The 20,513-nt window shown below is 73.9% G+C and carries 16 protein-coding genes and 2 tRNA genes; 9 read left to right on the forward strand and 9 right to left on the reverse strand.

Translation table 11 applies throughout. The features are described 5' to 3' along the window. Positions 1–80: 80 nt before the first annotated feature. Positions 81–1,634: a peptide MFS transporter gene (locus tag EV376_RS13740; protein WP_130323314.1), complete on the reverse strand. Its 1,554-nt coding sequence runs from the start codon at positions 1,632–1,634 to the stop codon at positions 81–83. A 240-nt stretch (positions 1,635–1,874) separates the two neighbouring features. Between EV376_RS13740 and EV376_RS13745 the strand changes: the two genes are divergently transcribed. The 4 genes from EV376_RS13745 to EV376_RS13760 all read left to right on the forward strand — a co-directional run bounded on the left by EV376_RS13745 (position 1,875) and on the right by EV376_RS13760 (position 5,305). Further along, positions 1,875–2,471: a PadR family transcriptional regulator gene (locus EV376_RS13745; RefSeq protein WP_130323316.1), complete on the forward strand. Its 597-nt coding sequence runs from the start codon at positions 1,875–1,877 to the stop codon at positions 2,469–2,471. 125 nt (positions 2,472–2,596) lie between these two features. Next, positions 2,597–3,820: an FAD-dependent monooxygenase gene (locus EV376_RS13750; RefSeq protein WP_130323318.1), complete on the forward strand. Its 1,224-nt coding sequence runs from the start codon at positions 2,597–2,599 to the stop codon at positions 3,818–3,820. A 122-nt stretch (positions 3,821–3,942) separates the two neighbouring features. After that, positions 3,943–4,419, forward strand: coding sequence for a toxin-antitoxin system HicB family antitoxin (locus EV376_RS13755; protein WP_130323320.1), 477 nt, complete (start codon positions 3,943–3,945; stop codon positions 4,417–4,419). A 70-nt stretch (positions 4,420–4,489) separates the two neighbouring features. Next, positions 4,490–5,305, forward strand: a complete 816-nt coding sequence (locus tag EV376_RS13760) for a DUF4097 family beta strand repeat-containing protein (protein ID WP_130323322.1) — start codon at positions 4,490–4,492, stop codon at positions 5,303–5,305. Between the two features lie 85 nt (positions 5,306–5,390). Here the strand turns inward: EV376_RS13760 and EV376_RS13765 are convergent, their stop codons facing one another. Then, complete coding sequence (locus EV376_RS13765; RefSeq protein ID WP_130323324.1) at positions 5,391–5,633, reverse strand: DUF6458 family protein; 243 nt, start codon at positions 5,631–5,633, stop codon at positions 5,391–5,393. A 150-nt stretch (positions 5,634–5,783) separates the two neighbouring features. Between EV376_RS13765 and EV376_RS13770 the strand changes: the two genes are divergently transcribed. Together EV376_RS13770 and EV376_RS13775 are read left to right on the forward strand one after the other, a co-directional pair. Beyond that, a tRNA-Gly gene (locus tag EV376_RS13770) sits at positions 5,784–5,856 on the forward strand. 43 nt (positions 5,857–5,899) lie between these two features. Further along, positions 5,900–5,974 (forward strand) — tRNA-Val (locus EV376_RS13775). Positions 5,975–6,075: 101 nt separating this feature from the next. Here EV376_RS13775 and EV376_RS13780 read toward each other — a convergent pair. Next, a complete protein-coding gene (locus tag EV376_RS13780) occupies positions 6,076–7,470 on the reverse strand; it encodes a hypothetical protein (protein ID WP_130323326.1) in 1,395 nt (464 codons plus the stop codon). A 215-nt stretch (positions 7,471–7,685) separates the two neighbouring features. Here EV376_RS13780 and EV376_RS13785 point away from each other — a divergent pair, with 215 nt between their 5' ends. Continuing rightward, positions 7,686–8,681 carry an NAD-dependent epimerase/dehydratase family protein gene (locus EV376_RS13785; RefSeq protein WP_130323328.1) on the forward strand — a complete coding sequence of 332 codons (996 nt, stop codon included), beginning with the start codon at positions 7,686–7,688 and terminating at the stop codon, positions 8,679–8,681. 18 nt (positions 8,682–8,699) lie between these two features. Here the strand turns inward: EV376_RS13785 and EV376_RS13790 are convergent, their stop codons facing one another. Beyond that, positions 8,700–9,674 (reverse strand): Acg family FMN-binding oxidoreductase, encoded by a 975-nt coding sequence (locus EV376_RS13790; protein WP_130323330.1) that lies wholly within the window; start codon positions 9,672–9,674, stop codon positions 8,700–8,702. Positions 9,675–9,966: 292 nt separating this feature from the next. Here EV376_RS13790 and EV376_RS13795 point away from each other — a divergent pair, with 292 nt between their 5' ends. Continuing rightward, positions 9,967–10,605: a response regulator transcription factor gene (locus EV376_RS13795; RefSeq protein WP_130323332.1), complete on the forward strand. Its 639-nt coding sequence runs from the start codon at positions 9,967–9,969 to the stop codon at positions 10,603–10,605. Positions 10,606–10,789: 184 nt separating this feature from the next. Here EV376_RS13795 and EV376_RS13800 read toward each other — a convergent pair whose 3' ends face one another. Then, positions 10,790–12,517 (reverse strand): sensor histidine kinase, encoded by a 1,728-nt coding sequence (locus EV376_RS13800; RefSeq protein ID WP_130323334.1) that lies wholly within the window; start codon positions 12,515–12,517, stop codon positions 10,790–10,792. 42 nt (positions 12,518–12,559) lie between these two features. After that, positions 12,560–13,552, reverse strand: coding sequence for an Acg family FMN-binding oxidoreductase (locus EV376_RS13805; protein ID WP_130323336.1), 993 nt, complete (start codon positions 13,550–13,552; stop codon positions 12,560–12,562). Positions 13,553–13,736: 184 nt separating this feature from the next. Here EV376_RS13805 and EV376_RS13810 point away from each other — a divergent pair, with 184 nt between their 5' ends. Further along, positions 13,737–15,620 (forward strand): heavy metal translocating P-type ATPase, encoded by a 1,884-nt coding sequence (locus EV376_RS13810; protein ID WP_130323338.1) that lies wholly within the window; start codon positions 13,737–13,739, stop codon positions 15,618–15,620. A 101-nt stretch (positions 15,621–15,721) separates the two neighbouring features. Here EV376_RS13810 and EV376_RS13815 read toward each other — a convergent pair whose 3' ends face one another. The 3 genes from EV376_RS13815 to EV376_RS13825 all read right to left on the reverse strand — a co-directional run bounded on the left by EV376_RS13815 (position 15,722) and on the right by EV376_RS13825 (position 19,944). Next, positions 15,722–16,588 carry a universal stress protein gene (locus EV376_RS13815; RefSeq protein ID WP_130323340.1) on the reverse strand — a complete coding sequence of 289 codons (867 nt, stop codon included), beginning with the start codon at positions 16,586–16,588 and terminating at the stop codon, positions 15,722–15,724. A gap of 31 nt (positions 16,589–16,619) precedes the next feature. Continuing rightward, on the reverse strand, positions 16,620–19,022 hold the full coding sequence (locus tag EV376_RS13820) for a phosphoketolase family protein (protein ID WP_130323342.1): 2,403 nt from the start codon (positions 19,020–19,022) through the stop codon (positions 16,620–16,622). A 106-nt stretch (positions 19,023–19,128) separates the two neighbouring features. Further along, positions 19,129–19,944, reverse strand: coding sequence for a universal stress protein (locus EV376_RS13825; protein WP_130323344.1), 816 nt, complete (start codon positions 19,942–19,944; stop codon positions 19,129–19,131). Between the last annotated feature and the right edge of the window lie 569 nt (positions 19,945–20,513).

A 20,513-nucleotide genomic window follows, 5' to 3' on the forward strand; every position in this document is an offset into this window, starting at 1 on the left:
GGTTTTCGGCTGGCCGTCGAGATTCCGTGGAGGGCCGCTGGACGGTCCGGTCGCCGCCGGCCCGTCGGGCGGACGGCGCGTCACCGCCGGCCCGCCGGGCGCGCGGCGCGGGTGTCGGGGGCCGGCGTGGCCGGGCGCGGCGCGCCGCCGACGAACGGCGCGCCCAGGCGGCGACGGAACGCCACGAACAGGGCGCCGACACCGAGCGACACCACGGCGAGCGAGAGGTAGTACACCGGCCCGGAGAGCACGTCGATCAGCGCCGCCACCTGGCTGCTCAGGCCGCCGCCCAGCGCGGCGAACAGCCAGTAGACCCCGATCGCCTGGCCCAGGAAGGCACGCGGGACGAGGTCGGCGATGGCACTGATGCTCACCGCGGCCACCACGATCTCCCCGAGGGCGTGCAGCAGGTAGACCGAGAGCAGCCAGAGCGGTGAGACCCGGTCGCCGTCGGCGGCGAGCGCCGCCGCCCCGGTCATGATCAGGAAGCTGACGCCGGCCAGTAGGAGACCGAAGGCGAACTTGTCGGGTACGGCGACCCGCGCGCCGAGCCGGGTGAGCTGCCAGGCGATCAGCGGCGCGAGCAGCAGCATGAACAGCGGGGTGGCACCCTGCAGCCAGCTCGCCGGGAACGTGAAGCCGAAGACGGTGCGGTCGGTGGAGTCCTTGGCGAACAGCGTCAGCACCGAGCCGTCCTGGCCGGCCAGCAGCCAGAAGATGGTGGCGGCCAGCATCAGGCGCAGCATCACCGACAGCCGCCAGCGGTCGTCGCCGGTCAGCTCCGGCGTGCGGCGCAGCCGCCGGTACGCGCCCCAGGGCGCGGCGATGAGCAGCAGTCCGACGATGCCGAGCGCGGCCTGCGGCGGGACCACCCCGGCGCTGAGGCCGACGACCAGCAGCAGGACGAGCGCGCCGACGACCGGGAGCAGGCGGCGCAGCAGGGTGCGGCGTTCGGCCGGGGAGAGCGGGCGGGCCCGGTGTGCGCCGGCCGTGCCGAGCGCGCGGCGCCCGGCGGCCGTGGTCAGTACGCCGACCGCGACGACGGCGCCGATCGTGGCGAAGGCGAGCCGGAAGCTCACCCGCTCCCCGATCGCACCGATCACCAGGGGGGCCAGCAGGCCGATCGCCTGGATGCCGACGAAGAACGCGGCCAGCGTGGCCTCGCGCCGCCCCGGTGTGCCGGCGAGCATGTTGACCAGCGCCTGGTGGTTGGGCTTGAACAGACCGAAGCCGGCGGAGATGAACAGCAGGCCGACGAGGGTCAGCGGGGACGGCGGCAGCGCGAGGGTGAAGCAGCCGAGGGAGATCAGGGCCAGCCCGGCGACCATCGCGCGTTGCTGGCCCAGGACCCGGTCGGCGAGCCAGCCGCCGGGCAGCGCGAACATGAAGGTGATGCCGATGAACGCGCCGAACAGGGCGGCGCCGCTGCCCGCGCTCAGGCCGAGCCCGCCCTGGTCGCCGGGCGCGACCGCGTACAGCACCAGGACGGCCTGCATCCCGTAGAAGCCGAACCGCTCCCACAGCTCCGCCACGAACAGGCTGCGGAACCAGCCGCTGGTGAACAGGCGGTCGGTCGGGTCGGTGCGGGGCGGCGCCGGGGCCGCCGCGGCGGGGGACCGGGTCGTGTCCACCATGGAAGGTCACCTCCGGCTCGAGGGCGAACGGGCCCCAGCGTCGGGCAGTGCCGTCGCGCCGGGATCGAGCGGCACTGGACCCGGACTCGCGGGTAGGGCGGGACGCTCCGCACGCGGGTCGAGCCGCCGTCGGGCGGCTGGATCCACACTGTCGATCACTGTCCGCATGCCGACGATCGCGATTGGTTGACATCGAATGGTCGATCCTGGATAGTCGATATCGACCTTTAGGAGTGCCCAGTGGAGCGACGTCGTCGCGTGCCGAACCCGTTGGCGCTGGCCGTTCTCGCCTGGCTGCTCCTGGAGCCGATGCACCCGTACGAGCTGGGGCGCCGGCTCCAGCAGAGCGGCAAGGACCGGCACATCAAGTACACGCGAAGCTCGCTCTACATGGTCGTCGAGCAGCTCACGAGGGCGGGCTTCATCGTCGAGCGGGAGACGGTGCGCGCGGGCCAGCGGCCGGAACGCACGGTCTACGAGATCACCGACGAGGGGCGTCACGAGTTCCACGACTGGCTGCGCGCACTGCTGGCACAGCCGCGCGAGGAGTACCCGCAGTTCGCCGTCGCGCTGTCGCTGCTGAGTCTGCTCCCACCCGACGACGTCGTCGAGGTGCTGCGGAAACGGCTGGCGGCACTGGCCGCCAGGATCGACGAGAGCCGCACCGCCGCGGACGAGGCGCTGGCCCGGGGCGTCGAGTGGTACTTCCTCGTGGAGGAGCGGTACGCGCTCGCGCTGATGGAGGCGGAGCGGGCGTTCGTCACCGACCTGATCCGGTCGCTCGCCGCGCCGGGCTATGTCAGGTCCTGGCAGGAGGCCATGGGGAACCGCGCTTGACGTCTGCTAGACGTCAAGATGGCCTTGACTGACGTCAGAATTGATGTCAACGTGAAGTCACGCATCGATCCAGTCATTCACCGGGCCGGCTGAGGTCCGGGCAGGAGACCCATGGGGAGTCACACATGACAGCCGCAAAGAGGGCGCTGGTCATCGGGGGCGGCGTCGCCGGCCCGGTGGCCGCGATGGCGCTGCGCAAGGCCGGCATCGACGCAACGGTCTACGAGGCGTACCCCTCGTCGGCCGACGGCATCGGCGTCACGCTGACCCTCGCCCCGAACGGCGTGGCGGCGATGGGCCTGGTCGGCGCTGCCGACGCCGTCCAGTCGATCGGCCTGCCGATGCCCCGCATGGTGGTGACCGACGGCTACGGTGTGCGAATCGGCGAGTTCCCGCCGCTCTCGGTCCAGCCGACCATGCTCGGGCTCTGGCGGGACGAGCTGTCCCGGGTGCTGCACGAGCGGGCGGAGGCGCAGGGCGTGCGCATCGAGTACGGCAAGCGCCTGGTGGACGCCGAGGAGACCGCGGACGGCGTGGTCGCCCGCTTCGAGGACGGCAGCTCCGCAACCGGTGACGTCCTGATCGGGTGCGACGGCGTGCGCTCGCGGGTGCGCACGTTGATCGACCCGAACGCGCCGAAGCCCGAGGTGATGCCGCTGCTCAACTTCGGCGCCGCCGCCGACTACGTGGTGCCGGACGCCGATCCGGACGCCATGTACTTCATCTTCGGCAAGAAGGCCTTCTTCGGGTACTGGGTGCAGCCCGACGGCCGCACGGCGTGGTTCGCCAACGTCCCGGACAGCCGGCACATGACGTACGCCAAGGCCAACGAGATCCCGGCGGCCCAGTGGATGCGAGAACTGCGGGCCACCTTCGCCGACGACGTCCCGGCCCGTCAGGTCGTCGAGCACACCAACCCCGACACGCTGGTCGCGATCGGGTCGATCGAGAGCATGCCGCCGGTGCCGCGCTGGTACCGCGGCCGGATGGTGCTGGTCGGGGACGCCGTCCACGCGCCTTCGCCCAGCTCCGGCCAGGGCGCCTCGATGGCCACCGAGAGCGCCGTCCAGGTGGCCCGCTGCCTGCGGGACTTCGACGATCTGCCGAGTGCCTTCGCGGCCTACGAGAAGCTCCGCCGGGAGCGGGTGGAGAAGGTGATCCTGCGCGGGAAGCGCACCACCAACAGCAAGACGGTGGGTCCGTTCGCCAAGACGATGATGCGGATCATGATGCCGCTCGCGCTGAAGACGTTCCTCAACCAGGAGCGGACGCTCGGCCCCGAGCAGCGCTACCGCATCGACTGGGACGCCCCGGTGACGTCGGAGGTGCAGGTGCCCGTCCGGGCCTGAGGCGTACCCGGACACGGGGCGGCCGGGCTGGCGGGGCCGGCCGCCCCGGCGCGTACGCGGGTGACGTCAACATGGCGTCATAGATTCTTGACTGACGTCACTCATGACGTCATCATGGAGTCATGAACCTCGCACCGTACCTCGCCGACCTGGACGCCGCACTCTCCCGCGCGGCGGCGGCCGGGAGCGACGAGACCCGCCGCATCGCCGAACTGCTGGCCGCCGCACTCGAACCCGCAGCCCGGCTGGCGCTGCTCACCGCCCTGTCCGACCTCGCCGCCGAGGTCACCGAACGGCTGGCGGGGCCGGTCGTGGAGGTCCGGCTCGACGGCCGCGACGTCGCGGTCGTCGTCAGCGACCTTCCCGAGGCCGAGGAGCCCGGCCCGGAGCCGCCGGCGCCGGAGTCGTCGGGGGAGACAAGCCGGGTCACCCTCCGGCTGCCCGAGGAGCTGAAGGTCCGGGCGGAGGAGGCGGCCGCAGCCCAGGGGGCCTCGCTCAACACCTGGCTCGTGCGGTCCGTGCAGGAGTCGCTGGAGCGGCCTGCCCGGCCGTCGCGCGGCCTCGTGCGCAGCCGGGTCAGCGGCTGGGTCGTCGGCTGACCCCGCGCGTCCACCGTCTCACCGACCATGCGGTGCACCGGCGCCGCCCGACAGCGAAGGAAGGTCCGCCATGGCCGACATCGACTCCACCGTCCGCATCGAATCGTTCAACTGCCCCGGACCGGCCGACATCCAGGTCCACCTCGGCACCGGGGAGGCCCTGGTCGAACTGATGGAGTCCGACGCGGTCACCGTCGCGGTCTCCCCGGTGTCCGGCGACACCCCGGCGGACGTGATCGCCGACGTGCTGCGCGGCACGACCGTCCACTTCACCCGTGGCCGGCTGGTCGTCCAGCCGCCCCGTCGGCGGCTGCGGCCGGTGCCGGTGCGGGTCGTCGTCCGGGCCCGCCCCGGCTCGAAGATCCAGCTGACCGGCGGCGAAGCCCAGTTCACGGTGAGCGGCCGGGCCGGCTCGCTCGAGCTCCAGTCGAGCGCCGGCGGCCTGACCGCCGAGCGGGTCGACGGCAAGTGCAAGATCCGCAACGGGGACGGGTCGGTGCGGCTCGCCGAGAGCGCCGGCCAGCTCGACGCCCGCGTCGGGCAGGGGCATGTCGAGATCGGTCGCGTGGCCGGCGGCGGTGCGCGGCTGACCACCGGCAGCGGCACGGTGAGCATCGGCACCGTCGAGGGCGACCTGGCGCTCACCACCGGGGCGAACCGGATCACCATCGCCGAGGCGGTCACCGGCCGGATCCAGGTCCGCACCGGGCCGGGTTCCATCCGGGTCGGCGTCCGCCGGGGCGTCACCGCCCGCGTCGAGCTGTCCAGCCGCAGCGGTACGGCCCGCAGTGACCTGCCGGTCAGCCAGACCGCCAGCGGCAGCTCGGCGCTGCGGATCGAGGCGGCCAGCACCAGCGGCGACGTCCTCGTGACCACCGCGTCCTGACGGATTCTCCGATCGTCCCGCGCAACCGGGGCGTGCCGGCCAGCGGTTCAACGGCGGCCGGCACGCCCCGGCGGGCGAATGCGGGTCAGAGCGGCGGCGTCACGTCGCGACGCTCCTCGACCCGCCGGTACTCGACCGGCTCCTCGGCCGTCGTGACCACCGAGCGCCGGCGGCCCCACACGAGCGTCGTCATGATCAGGCCGAGCACGCCGGCGGCCATCAGGATCCAGCCGACCACGTCGAGGTCGACGCCGGCGAGCGTGGCGTCCAGGGCGAAGGTGAGGATCGCGCCGAGCGCGAGCAGGAAGATGCTGGTGCCGATACCCACGACAGCCTCCTTTGCAGGGGATGTGTGTGCTGTCGTCGACCGTCTGTACCCCGCCGGCGACCTGCGCAACCACGCCCCGGCCGGGTGGCCCGCCGGGCGATCTTGACCATCGGGTACAGTGATGGGGTCGCCGGAGCCCTCCGGTGGCACGCGGACGTAGCGCAGCTGGTAGCGCATCACCTTGCCAAGGTGAGGGTCGCGGGTTCGAATCCCGTCGTCCGCTCGCGATCCGCCCGCCCGGCGAGCCGGGTCCGGGTGGCCGCCCAGGGCGATTGGCGCAGTGGGAGCGCGCTTCCTTGACACGGAAGAGGTCACTGGTTCAAACCCAGTATCGCCCACCAGGGACGAGAGGTCCGGCGCCGTCGCCGCGGTGCCGGACCTCTTCGCGTCGGTGGACCGGCCGGTCGGGGTGGCCGCGCCACCCCGACCGTTGTCTCGCGGCTCAGCGCATCGTCGAGCGCAGGTGCGCCGCCCAGCCGGCCTCGAAGTCCGCGTACGACACCCCGAGCACGTCCCGGGCCACCTGGTCGACCGTGGCGCCCCGATAGTGCTCGACGACGAACCGGTAGACCTTCTCCTCGCCATACCGCTCGGCCAGGTAGCTCATCGCCGAGTGACCGAGCCAGTAGTGGTAGCTCAACCGCCCCTCCACCGTCCAGGAGGCGTTGCCCGGCAGCTCCGCCCGGTAGTCGTAGGAGCGGAGGATCTTCCGCGCCTCACCGGTGCGGTCGCTGGTGGTGAACGGCTCGCGGCCGTGGGCGAGGTACTCGGCGAACCCCTCGACGACCCAGTTCTCCGGGCCGTCCAGCCTGGTCGCCCCCGGGCCACGCTTCAGGAGCACGCTGACGATGGCGTGGGCCAGCTCGTGCCGGAAGATCTCCAGCTTCCGGTCGCCCTTGGTGAAGTGGTACTCGTCGGCCACGTCGATGACCACCCGACTGGTGGCCACCTCCTGGGCGGCCGTGCCGTCGATCGCACCGGCCGGTGGTACGGGGATCGCCACACCGGACTCGACGGGGGTCTCCCTGGTCGTCCGGTACAGCGAGCCCAGCTCCTTCTTCCCCGTCACCAACGAGACGACGAAACCCTGCGGAACCTCCGCCGGCACCCCGCCGGCGCGCCAGGCGGCCAGGTCCTCCGTCGCGGCACGCTCGGCCAGCGGCGCGTACCGCTGCGCCTCGGCCTTGAGCGACTCGTCCGCGATGACCACCGTGTGCGGGGTCTTCTCGACGTGGATGGGACGCCCCCGGTCCCACGGGGCGGGGTAGTAGGTGGTCATGTCACGACCCTCGGTGCCGGGCAGCCCGCCGCCGACCTCGGTGACCTTCAGCGGGGCGTCGCCGCCGGCGCGGGTCACCGTCCACTGGTACAGCTCCTCGACCGGGGCCGGGTCGGCGCCCTCGAACCGGTGCACGAACGACACCCGGACGTCGAAGGTGCCCTCCGTCGGCGGGGTGGCGCCGAACTCCTCGTACCGGGCCTCGGCCAGGGGCAGCTTCGTCAGGTTGTGGAAGAGGGTCGTCTGGCGCGTGACCAGCTCCTTGTCGGCCGGGTCGAACGGCGCGAGGTACGCGGTGAGGTCCTGCTCCGCGAGGGCCCGGGTGTGCTCCGCCAACATGGTCCCGATGTCGTCCGAACCGGCGTCGCCGTCGGACCGGCCGAGGAAGGCCGACACGGCGACCACCGAGCCGACCAACAGGACCAGCAGAACCACGCCGACCGCGCCCAACGCGATCCACAGACCACGCCCCGACCGGCGGGGTGGTGGCGGCGGAACGGGCGCGTGCGCCCACGGCGGGGTGGGTGGACTCGGGACGGAGGGGTGCCCCTCGGTCATGGCAGATCCTCGCTCGGGTCGACGTCGGACCGGAGGACGGTCCACGAGCGACCGTTCCCCCGACGGGCTCGCGTCATTATTCCTGCCGGTGCCGTCACCGTCCGTCCCGGCCCGGCAACGCCGCCCGGCCGCCGGCCGCGGGTTCTGCCATCGGCAGATCCGCTGACGGTGAACGGCGGTCCCCGGCCGACCCGCCGGCCGGCACAGTGGAGCGCATGAGACTGCTGGTTTTGGGTGGTACCGGATTCGTGGGCGGAGCGACGGTCGGCGAGGCACTGCGCCGGGGCTGGTCGGTGACGGTGTTCAACCGGGGCCGCCACGGGACGGCGCCGGCGGGGGTACGGCGGCTGCGGGGCGACCGGACGGCCCCGGACGGGCTGGCCGCCGCCCTCACCGGCGGCGAGTGGGACCTCGTCGTCGACACCTGGGACGGCGCGCCCCGGGTCGCGCGGGACTCGGCTCGGGCGCTCGCCGGGCAGGTCGGCCGGTACGTCTACGTCTCCAGCGGTTCGGTCTACGCGGAACCGGTGACGCCGGGATCGGCCGAGGACGCGCCGGTGGTCGACGCCGCGCCCGACGCCGACGACGCCGACTACGCGGCCAACAAGGCCGGCGCCGAGCGCGCCGTCCGGGAGGTGTACGGGGAGAGCGCGCTGATCGCCCGCGCCGGCCTGATCCTCGGCCCCGGCGAGGACATCGGCCGCCTGCCGTGGTGGTTGCAGCGGATCGCCCGGGGCGGGGACGTGCTCGCGCCCGGTCCGGCCGACCTGCCGGTGCAGTACGTCGACGCCCGCGACCTGGCTGCCTTCCTGCTCGATCCGGCGGTGCCCGGTGCGACGTACAACGTGGTCAGCCGCACCGGGCACGCGACGATGGGTGAACTGCTGGCCGCCTGCGTCGCCGTCACCGGGGCGGACGCCCGCCTGCGCTGGACCGACCCGGAGCCGATCCTGGCGGCGGGCGTGGTGCCCTGGAACGACCTGCCGATCTGGATCCCGACCGGGCACCCGTACCGCTGGTTGCAGGAGCGCGACGTCAGTCGCGCGTACGCGGCCGGCCTGGCCTGCCGCCCGGTGGCCGACACCGTCGCCGACACCTGGACCTGGCTGCGGTCGGTCGGCACGGTGCCGCCGCGCGCCGGCCGCCCGCAGCGTGCCCCGGTCGGCCTGGACCCGGCGCGCGAAGCGGCGCTGCTGGCGGCGTCCCGCTGACCCCGCCTCCGGCCGTCCTCAGCCCTGCGTGACCGGCAGGTCGAGCACCTCGTCGACCTCGCGGCGGGGCGTCGGCCAGCCGGGCTGGCCGTAGCCGATCCGCATCACCATCTGCGGGGTCCCGAAGCGCCCCAGCGACAGCCGCAGCTGCTCGCGGGCGCTCGGCACCTCGATCGGCTGGGACAGCATCGACACCGCGAGCCCCGCGTCGGTGGCGGTGAGCAGTACCCGCTGCAACGCCTGCCCGGCCACCACCTGGTCGACGGCGGTGTTGCCGGGGGAGCCGAGCACCGCGACGAGGGGCTCCGGCTCGAAGTCCCGTCCGGGGGCCCGGTTCCGGCCGCCGAAGGAACGCGACGGGAGCAGGTCCTGCGGTTCGCTCTGCGGGCCGCCGGCCGCCGCCGGCACCCCGTCGGGCGCCGGCTCGGCGCGGATCCACTCCTCCCGCTCGGCCCGGTACGACGGGTCGCGCTCCAGCACCTTGTGCGCCCCGCGGGCGATCTCGGCGAAGGCGTTCACCGCGCTCATCCCGATCAGCAGCTCCAGCCAGGCGCCCTCGGCCCGGGCCGCCTCGGCGAGCCGCCACCGCGCGTCGGCCGGCACCGGGTCGGGCCAGAACGGGGCACGGTTGCTGAACCGGCGGGGGATGGCCCCGTACAGGGCCTGCTCGGCCGGGGTGGGACGGCGTGGCACGTCCGGGACCAGCCGGGCCACCACGTCGGGCTCGGCCGGGTACGGGCGCAGCCGCACGGTCGCCGGCACGCCGGCCACGGCCAGGGCCAGCCGCAGGTTGAACAGGGCCGCCCCGCAGGCGATGCGGACACCCCACCCGCTCGGGTCGGTGGCCGGCAGCCGCCGGGACGGATCGACCAGCACCTCGATCCCGCCGTCGCGCAGCCGGAACCGCCAGGGCTGGGTGTTGTGCAGCGAGGGCGCCCGCACGGCGTCGGTGGCGGCGGACCGCAGCTGTTCGACGGTGTAGCCGGCGTCCATGGTGTGCTCCTTCCCCGTCGGCGGTCTCCCAACCGCCCCCGGTGCTCCACCTCCACATTCCGTCACGGGCAGCCACCCACCCAGGGCCGGACGTCCCGTCCTGACCAGGACCCCAGCCCGTCCACCCCTCCGCGATCTGGCCTTTCCGCCCTTCGGCCGTCCGGATCCGTCCCTTTCGTGGGGGGCGGAAGGCGCACGATCGCGGGGGCGAAGAGGGGGTGGGGCCGAGGGGGGAGGGGGGTTGGGACCTTCGGCCCGTGCGGGGGGCGGCGGGGCGAGGTACAAACGAGGGATGATCCGCGTGTTTCTGCTCGACGACCACGAGGTCGTCCGTCGTGGCTTGGCCGACCTGCTCACCGCCAGCGGTGACATCGAGGTGGTCGGCGAGTCCGGTCTGGCCCAGGAGGCGGCCCGCCGCATCCCGGCACTCCGCCCCGACGTGGCGATTCTCGACGCGCGGCTGCCAGACGGCAACGGCATCGACGTGTGCCGCGACATCCGCGCCGTGGACTCGTCGATCAAGGGCCTGATCCTCACCTCGTACGAGGACGACGAGGCGCTCTTCGCGGCGATCATGGCCGGCGCGGCCGGGTACGTGCTCAAGCAGATCCGCGGCACCGACCTGGTCGACGCGGTCCGGCGGGTGGCGGCCGGTCAGTCCCTGCTCGACCCGGCTATCACCACCCGGGTGCTGGAGCGCATCCGCAGCGGCGTCGAACAGCCCCGGGAGCTCAAGTCGCTGACCGAGCAGGAGCGGCGGATCCTGGAGTACGTGGCCGAGGGCCTCACGAACCGCGAGATCGCCGGCAAGATGTTCCTCGCCGAGAAGACGGTCAAGAACTACGTCTCCAGCGTGCTCGCGAAGCTCGGCCTGGAGCGCCGTACGCAGGCCGCGGTGCTCGCCACCCGCCTGCTCGGCAAGACCCACTGACGACCCGCCCGACCCGCCCGACCCGGCCGACCGGGACGAATCCGCAAGATCAGGCTCGATCCACGAAGTAGTGGCCTCCCGCACGCCGGCACGCCCCGAGGCCACTACTTCGGCGTTGCAGCATGATCATGGCGGGGTGGACGCCGGGCGCGCCGGCCCAGCGGAGCGGCGGACGGCGGGCGTATCAGCCAAGCGGGACGGACCAGTGCAGGCGGGTGCCGTGCGGGCTCACCGGCTGGACCTCGAAGGTGCCGCCGTGGCGCTCGGCACGCTCGCGCAGGTTGACCAGCCCGCCCCGGGCGGCGGCCGGGTCGCAGCCGACCCCGTCGTCGGTCACCGTGACCGCGACCTGACCGGCCTCCACCCGGACGGCGACGCCGACGTGGTGGGCCTGGGCGTGGCGTACGGCGTTGGACAGCGCCTCCCGCAGCACGGCCGTGAGGTCCGGGCGGACGTCGTCCGGGACGGCGCTGTCGATCGGGCCCACCAGCTCGAGGGTGGGCCGGAAGCCCAGCGGCTCGGCGGCGATCTCGAGTGCCTCCCGGATCTCCGTACGCAGCGCCGCGCTCATCGGCGTACGCAGCTCGAAGATGGTGCGGCGGATGTCCTTGATCGTGGCGTCCAGGTCGTCGACGGCGGCGTTGATCCGCTTGGCCAGCTCGGGACGCGCACTCATCGGCACCGCGCTCTGCAGCTGCAGGCCGGTGGCGAACAACCGCTGGATCACCACGTCGTGCAGGTCCCGGGCGATGCGTTCGCGGTCCTCCAGGACGACCAGCAGCTCGCGCTCCTCCTGGCCCCGGGCCCGCTCCATGGCCAGCGCGGCCTGCCCGGCGAAGCTGCCCAGCAGCGCCACGTCGTCCTCGCTGGTGCCGTCGTGGTCGGGACTGTGCGCCACCACCAGCACGCCGTGCAGGACGTCGGCGGTGGCCAGCGGGGACAGCATGGCCGGCCCGGTGTGCAGCAGCGCCGGCCAGGGCGCGGCGTGGGCCAGGTCGGCCACCTCGTCGTGGCGGCCGTCGGTGACGGCGGCGGCGAAGCTCGTCTCGGCGGCGGGCAGGACGGCGCCGACCAGCGCGCCGGCCTGGTCGCCGGCGCCGTCGACGACCTCGACGGTGAAGTGGTCGGCCTCGGGGTCGTACAGCAGCACCAGCGCCAGCGCGGCCTCGGCCACCTCCCGGGCCCGGCGCGCGACGAGGGACAGCGCGTCGGTGCGGCGGACCTCGCCGAGCAGCACCGCCGTGATCTCGGCGGTGGCGGCGAGCCAACGCTCCCGCCGGTGCGCGAGCTCGTAGAGGCGGGCGTTCTCGATCGCGACGCCGGCCGCGGCGGCGAGCGCGACCACGATCTCCTCGTCGTCCTCGGTGAACTCGCCGGCGCCCTGCTTCTCGGCGAGGTAGAGGTTGCCGAAGACCTGGTCCCGGATGCGGACGGGCACGCCGAGGAAGCTGTGCATCGGCGGGTGGTGCGGCGGGAAGCCGTACGACTTGGGGTGCTGGGTGATGTCCGGCATCCGCAGCGGGCGCGGATCGTCGATGAGGAGGCCGAGCACGCCCCGGCCGTGCGGCAGGTCGCCGATCTTGGCGTGCACCTCCGGGTCGATGCCGTAGGTGATGAAGTCGTGCAGCATCCGGTCCCGGCCGATGACGCCCAGCGCGCCGTAGCGCGCCCCGGCCAGCCCGCACGCCGACTCGACGATGCGCTGCAGCGTGCTGCGCAGATCGAGGTCGCTGCCGATGCCGACCACCGCGTCGAGCAGGGCCCGCAGCCGCTCGCGGCTGGTGACCACCTCGCCGACCCGGTCCAGCATCTCCTGCAGCAGCTCGTCGAGGCGGACCCGGGACAGCGGGGTCAGCCCGAGCGACGGGGTCGCGTTCGGTTCGGGTCTGGGGTTCGGTGCCGCGCCTGCCATCGCCCGATGCTATCGCCCGGGTGGCGGCGTGGGCACAACCCGTCAGCCGCCGCGTACCGCCGAGGTGTCGACCACCTGCTCGACGGCGAGCCGCGGCGTGTGCGGCGGGCCCGCGTGCGCCGGGTCCGCGATACCGAGGCGCAGCACGAGGTACGGGTGACCCATGCCGGCCAGCAGCCCGCGCAGCGTCTGGCGGGTGCCGGGCACCTCCACCACCCCGCTCAGCGGCACCACCGAGACACCGAGCCGGGTCGCGGTCAGCCAACCGGCGGACAGCGCCTCGCCGGCGCGCAGCCAGTCGACCGGCTCGTCCTCGTCGCCGTAGAGCAGCGCGTACTCGGCCGCCCGGTCGTGGCCGGGCCCGACCGGCAGGGTGCCGGGGCGGCCGAAGTCGCGGGCCGGCACGGTGGTCTGTGGCGCGGTCGCCGGCAGGACCTCCGGTGGCAGACCGGTGTCGCCGGCCCGGCTGGTCCAGTACGCCAGCTCCTCGCGCAGTTGCGGATCCTCCGACTCGACGGCGGCGGCGTGCGACGCGGCCGCCGCCAGCTCCAGCACCTGGTCCCGGTCGAGAAGCTGCAGTTGGATCCCCTCGGCGGTGACGGCCTTGGTGATCTCGCCGAGCGCCTCGGTCGGAACCGGCTCGTTGCTGACCGGCCGTCGGTCGGTGCGGCGGACCCGCATGCACTGCACCAGGCGCATCGCCTCCGGGTCCGCTCCGGCATGGGTCAGGCTGGTGAGGCGCGCCACCAGGTCCGGGTCGCCGGGGTCGGGCATCCGCGCGACGGCGGCCCGCCAGCCCTCGGCGGTCAGCGCCACCCGGGCGTGGTGCAGGGCGGTGCCGCAGCTGATGGCGAGCAGCCGGCCCTCGGGGTCGGTCGCCGCGAGCTGCCGGTCGCGGACGACCCGCAGCTCCAGGGCGTCCGGCAGCACCCGCCACCGCCACGGCTGCGTGTTGTGCACGCTGGGGGCGTGGCCGGCGGTCGCGGCGGCCTCCGCGAGCGCCGTCGGCAGGGGGCGGTCCGTCTCCTGGCTCATCCTCACGACCTCTCCGTCTCGAGCCCATCGTGCCGCACCCGGGCGGCGCCCCGGGCGGGGTTGCGGCTCCATCCTGCGCCATCCGTCGGCCGGTCGCACGGAGCGAAGGTCCCGCCCCGGCCGGGCCCTTCGACTCGCCGGTTTGCCCGGTGCGGCGCGCGTTCGGTCTGGGACGATCCGCAGGATGACGGAGCCACCGGAGTGCGTACCGGAGCAGCCGGCGCGGCCCGAGCGGGGTCGGCGGTTGCTGCTGTGGGCGCCGCTGGCCGGGCTGACGGCGCTGGTGGTGGCCGGCGCGGCGGCCCGGATCGCCGGTCGGCCCGGGGTCGGCGACCTGCTGTGGGTGGCGGCCACCGTGGCGGCCCTGGTGCCGGCGGTCGTCTCGATGCTGCGCGACCTGCGGCACCGCCGGTACGGCGTGGACGTGATCGCCGTCCTCGCGCTGGCCGGGTCACTGGGCGTCCGGGAGTACCTGGCCGGTGCGGTGATCGCGGTGATGGTGGCGACCGGCCGGGCGCTGGAGGCGTACGCCCAGGGCCGCGCGACCCGCGACCTGCGCGCGCTGCTTGCCCGCGCCCCGCGTACCGCTCGCCGGCGGGCGCCGGACGGCTCCATCGAGGTGGTGCCGATGGACCGGGTGGCCGTCGGCGACGAGCTGCTCGTCGGCCCGGGCGACGTGGTGCCGGTCGACGGACGGCTCGACGAGGCGGCCACGCTCGACGAGTCGGTGGTCACCGGCGAGTCGCGGCTGGTGCAGCGCCCGGCGGGGGAGCCCGTCGCGAGCGGCGTGGTCAACGCGGGCGCCGGGTTCGGGATGCGCGCGACGAGGGACGCGGCCGCCAGCACGTACGCCGGGATCGTCCGGCTGGCCCGTGAGGCCACCGCGCGGAAGGCCCCGACGGTGCGGCTGGCCGACCGGTACGCCGTCGCCTTCGTCCCGTTCACGCTGGTCCTCGCCGGGCTGGGCTGGCTGGTCTCCGGCGACATCGTCCGGGCGGTGGCGGTGCTGGTGGTGGCCACGCCCTGCCCGCTGCTGCTGGCCACCCCCATCGCGATCGTGTCCGGGCTGTCCCGCTCGGCCCGGCACGGCGTCCTGGTCCGCGACGGGGGCTCCCTCGAACTGCTCGGCCGCGCCCGCACCCTGCTGGTGGACAAGACCGGGACCCTCACCGCCGGCCGGCCGCGGGCGGCCGAGACGGTGACCGCGCCGGGAGTCGACGGGGACGAGGTGCTGCGGCTCGCCGCCTCGGTGGAGCAGCTCTCCCCACACGTGCTGGCCCGCGCCCTGGTCGAGCAGGCCCGGGAACGGGGGCTGGCCCTCGCCGAGCCGGCCGACGTCACCGAGGAGCCGGGCCGCGGCGTCCGCGGGCGGGTGGCCGGTCGGGAGGTCCGGGTGGGCCAGCTCGACGGCCCGCTGCCGCAGTGGGCGGAGGCGGCCCGCGTCCGCGCCGAGCAGGCCGGCCGGTCGGTGGTGTGGGTCGGCGGCGAGGCCGGGCCGTTCGGCGCGATCCTGCTGGAGGATCCGGTACGTCCCGACGCGCCGCCCACCGTGGAACGGCTGCGGTCGGCCGGGCTGCGGCGGATCGTCATGGTCACCGGCGACCGGCCGGAGACCGCCGAGCGGGTGGCGCACGCCGTCGGGGTGGACGACGTCATCGCCCGGTGCACGCCCGCCGAGAAGGTGGAGCGGGTCCGCGCCGAGGCGGACCGGGCGGTGACGGTGATGGTCGGCGACGGCGTGAACGACGCGCCGGCCCTGGCGACCGCGCACGTCGGCGTGGCGATGGGCGCCACCGGCGCGACCGCCTCGGCGGACGTCGCCGACGCGGTGCTCACCGTGGACGAGCTCGAGCGGCTGGCCGATGCCGTGGAGATCGCCCGGTACGCGCGCCGGATCGCGGTGCAGAGCGCCACGGTCGGCATGGGGTTGGCCGTGCTGGCCATGTTCGTGGCCGCGGTCGGACGGCTGCCCCCGGTCGGCGGCGCCTTCCTTCAGGAGGGCATCGACGTGCTGGTGATCCTCAACGCGCTGCGCGCCCTCCTCGGCCCACCCGCGCACCGCGGGTGACCGCAGCTGCGCCGATCATGGAGTTCTGGTGGGCGCTGCATCCTGGTTCGCGCCCTTCGGATGGCACCACAAGTCCATGATCGGCGCTGGCGGGGCGGGGGTCAGCGTTCGCGGATGACGGCTACCGGGCAGTGCGAGTGGTGCAGGAGCTGCTGGCTCACCGAGCCGAGCAGCATGCCCGCCAGCCCGCCCCGGCCCCGGGTGCCGACCACGACGAGCTGGGCGTCGCGGCTCGCGGCCACCAGCAGCCCGGCCGGGCTGCCCTCGGCGACCTCGACCGTCACGTCGACGTCCGGGAACGCCTGCTCCCACCGGGACAGCGGCTCGTCGAGGTCGGCGCGGTCGGCCCGGGTCGCCGCCCGGGTGTCCGGGCCGGACGACGGGCGCTGGCCGGGGGGCAGGTGCCAGGCGCGGAGCACGTGCAACGGCACCTTCCGCGCGGCGGCCTGCTCGAACGCGAAGCCCAGGGCCAGCAGCGACGTCTCCGAGCCGTCCACCCCGACCGCGATGTGCCGGGTGTGCGCGCGGCCGTCGGTCGCACCGCGTACCACCACGACCGGGCAGTGCGCGTGGGCGGTCACCGACACGGCGGTCGAGCCGGCCAGCAGGCCACCGAAGCCACCGTGCCCGCGCGTGCCGAGGACCAGCAGGCCGGCGCGCGCCGACCGCTCCTGCAGAACCACGGCGGGCGGCCCGTCGTACACCTCGCCGGTGACGGTGAGACCCGGGCGGGCGGCATCGGCAGCCGCCCGCCGGACCAGTTCCTCCACCTGCTGCCGGGCCGCCTCGTCGGGCCAGACGCCGGGCGCCACGCCGGGACCGACCCAACCGGCCACGGTCAGCCACTCGAAGACGTACGCGAGCCGCACCGGCCGCCCGCTGCGCTCCGCCTCGTCCAGGGCCCAGTCCCGGGCCCGCAGGGCGTCCGGCGACCCGTCATAGCCGACCAGAATCTCCTCGCCGCTCATCGTGCCCACCTTTCGCTCGTGGCCGCGGGGCTCACTGCTGACCGCGGACCTGGGGGTCGTTCGCCCGGATCCACCGCCACTCGGCGACGCGCGGGTCGTCCTCGCCGTGCTCGCGGGTGTAGTCGCGGCACGACTGGCGCACGTCGACCATGTCCTGCCGCAGGTGCGCCGCTCGGGCGGCCAGCCCGGGCACCCGGTCGATCACGTCGATGACCAGGTGGAACCGGTCGAGGTCGTTGAGCATCACCATGTCGAACGGTGTGGTGGTGGTGCCCTCCTCCTTGTAGCCGCGTACGTGCAGGTTGTCGTGGTTGGTGCGGCGGTAGGTCAGGCGGTGGATCAGCCACGGGTAGCCGTGGTAGGCGAAGATGATCGGCTTGTTCGCCGTGAAGATCGTGTCGAACTCCTTGTCCGCCAGCCCGTGCGGGTGCTCGGTGGGCGGCTGGAGGCGCATCAGGTCGACCACGTTGACCACCCGCACCTTCAGTTCGGGCAGGTGGCGGTGCAGCAGGTCGGCCGCCGCGAGGGTCTCCAGGGTCGGCACGTCGCCCGCGCAGGCGAGCACCACGTCCGGCTCCTCGCCGCCGTCGCTGCTGGCCCAGTCCCAGATGCCGATACCGCGGCGGCAGTGCATGATCGCCTCGTCCATCGACAGCCAGTTCGGGGCCGGCTGCTTTCCGGCGACGACCACGTTGATGTAGTGCCGGCTGCGCAGGCAGTGGTCCATCGTGGACAGCAGGGTGTTCGCGTCCGGCGGCAGGTAGACCCGCACCACCTCGGCCTTCTTGTTCATGACGTGGTCGATGAACCCCGGGTCCTGGTGCGAGAAGCCATTGTGGTCCTGCCGCCACACGTGGCTGGAGAGCAGGTAGTTCAGCGACGCGACCGGCTGGCGCCACGGGATGCCCCGGGTCACCTTCAGCCACTTGGCGTGCTGGTTGACCATCGAGTCGACGATGTGGATGAACGCTTCGTAGCTGGTGAAGATGCCGTGCCGGCCGGTCAGCAGGTAGCCCTCCAGCCAGCCCTGGCACAGGTGCTCGGAGAGCACCTCCATGACCCGACCGTCGGGGGAGAGATGGTCGTCGCCCGGCACGGTCCCCGCCACCCAGGCCCGGTCGGTGGCCTCGAAGGCGGCGCCGAGCCGGTTGGAGGCGACCTCGTCCGGGCCGAACAGCCGGAACGTCTCCGGGTTCGCGGCGATCACGTCACGTACCCACTTGCCCAGCGCGCCGGTCGCGCCGGTGACCGTGGCGCCGGGCCGGGCCACGTCGACCGCGTAGTCCCGGAAGTCGGGCAGCGTCAGGTCGCGCAGCACCAGCCCGCCGTTGGTGACCGGGTTGGCGCTCATCCGGCGGTCACCCTTCGGCGGCAGGTTCAGCAGCTCGGCGACCGGCGCTCCGGTGGCGTCGAACAGCTCCTCCGGCCGGTAGCTGCGCAGCCAGTGCTCCAGCTCGGCCAGGTGCTGCGGGTTGGTGCGTACCTCCGACAGGGGGACCTGGTGCGACCGGTACGTCCCCTCCACCTGCTTGCCGTCGACCTCCCGTGGCCCGGTCCAGCCCTTCGGCGTCCGGAGGGCGATCATCGGCCAGCGCGGACGCTCCACCGGGCCACCCGAGCGGGCCTGCCGCTGGATCGCGGCGATCTCGTCCAGCGCCCGGTCCAGCGTCGCGGCCAGGGCCTGGTGGACGGTGGCGGGGTCGTCGCCGGCGACCACATACGGCCGGTAGCCGTACCCGCGCATCATCTCCAGCAGGTCGGACTCCGGGATCCGGTCCAGCACCGTCGGGTTGGCGATCTTGTAGCCGTTGAGGTGCAGGATGGGCAGCACCGCGCCGTCGCGGGCCGGGTTGAGGAACACGTTGGACAGCCAGCTGCCGGCCAGCGGGCCGGTCTCCGCCTCGCCGTCGCCGATCACGCACGCGACCAGCAGGTCCGGGTTGTCGAACGCGGCACCGTACGCGTGGCTCAGGGCGTACCCCAGCTCACCGCCCTCGTGGATCGAGCCCGGCACCTCCGCCGCCACGTGGCTGGGGATGCCGCCGGGGAAGGAGAACTGGCGGAACAGCCGGGCCATGCCCGCCTCGTCGCGGCCGATGCCGTGGTAACGCTCGCTCCACGTGCCCTCCAGCCAGGTGTTCGCCACGATCGCCGGCCCGCCGTGGCCGGGGCCGGTGATGAAGATGGCGTTCAGGTCACGGGCGACGATGACCCGGTTGAGGTGCGCGTACAGCAGGGTCAGGCCGGGACTGGTGCCCCAGTGCCCGAGCAGCCGGGGCTTCACGTGCTCCGGAGCCAGCGGCTCGCGGAGCAGCGGGTTGTCCAGCAGATAGATCTGCCCGACGGTGAGGTAGTTCGCCGCACGCCAGTACGCGTCCAGCCGGCGCAGCTCGTCTTCGGTCAGGGGGCTGTGCGGGGCGGTTGCGGTGTCCATACTGCCTGAGCCTCTCGCGGTTCGGGTGTTGGCGCATCCGGAAGGACGTTTCCGTCCTCAGCTTCGCGGAAACGACGGTTCTGGATCAGAGTCCTTGGTCCCTGCGTCAGGGGCCCTCTGCCGAGAGCCCCCGCACCACGATCACCGGCGCCGGCGCCCGGTAGAGCACCTTCTGGCACACCGACCCGAGCATCCCCCGACCGGGCCGCTGGCCCCGGGCCGCCACCACCGTCACCTGCGTCGACTTCGACTGCTCAACGAGGACCTGCCCGGGGTCGCCGCGGATGGTGTGGCACTCCACAGCCACCGACGGGTGTCGACGGTCGGCCCGGGCCACGAGGCCGGCGAGAACCGCGGGGTCCTCGTTCCCGCCCGGTTCCACCACCCGTACGGTGACCAGCCGGGCCGCCCGCCGGGCCGCGCAGTCGAACGCCCACTCCAGGGCCCGCTGGGAGTCCTCCGAGCCGTCCACGCCGACCAGCACCGGGCCCTCCGGCGGCGGGTCCCGCCGGCCCACCAGCACCGGGCAGCCGGCTCGGGCGGCGACCTGCACCGCGGCCGTGTCGGTGGCGACCCAGCCGGAGTCGGTGCTCATGCCGCCATCCCCGATCACCATCAGGAACGCCGCTTCCGAGCGGCGGACCAGCATGTCCACCACCGGGCCCTCGGTGATCTCGCCGCTGACCGGCAGCGTCTCGTCGACGTCCTTGGCGATCTCCGTCGCCCGGGCGAGTAGCTCCTCGGCGGCGTCGTGCGGGCCGGCGACGGAGGGCGCCGCCAGGGCCGCTCCCCAGTCGAAGGCGTGCAGCAGGCGCAGGGGTCGATCGTGCGTGGCGGCCTCCCGGGCCGCCAGGGCGACCAGTGGCAGGTTGTGTTCCGAGCCGACACCGGCGAGCACCGGCGCGTCGGCGGCTGCGGCCATCCGGCATCACCTCCGCAGGTGTCGCGCCCCGGGCCCTCGTCCCGAGGCTAGTCCGGGCGGTACGACAGCGGGGCGGGATCGTCGTACCGCCGGTTCCGGCTTTGTTCGTTCTGGTCGCGGTTGGGGGGTGTGGCCCGCCGTGCCCGGCTTCCGGGCAGGCTTGATCCGTGCGCCGGTCCCGGCGGGCACACCCCTGACGTGGGCCCCATCGGGGCGTTACCGGTCAGATCCCGCCACGAGACAGCTCCCAAGCCCCTCGCCAGCGGGCGGACCCGGCCGGGGGTCTTCCGGGGGTCGGCGTCGCGGGCTGTGCTGTGTGTGCCGGGTGTCCGGATCTGGTGTGCCCGTCTGGGCCGGGTGTCGGGTTTGGGGGTGTGACCGGGGGCATGGTGGGGGCGGAATCGTGGGCGGGGTGGGGGCGTTACATCCACTGGACGATCGAGCAGGAGCCCGGGGTCTTCGACGGGTTGGTGGTCGCCGGAATGTTGGCGGCCGGTCGGTCGTTACACCTGGACCCGGCACCGTGAAGGGGCCATCCCCCCGCCCCTCGGATGCCGGTGGTCTTTCCC

Source organism: Micromonospora sp. CNZ295 (genome assembly GCF_004217535.1).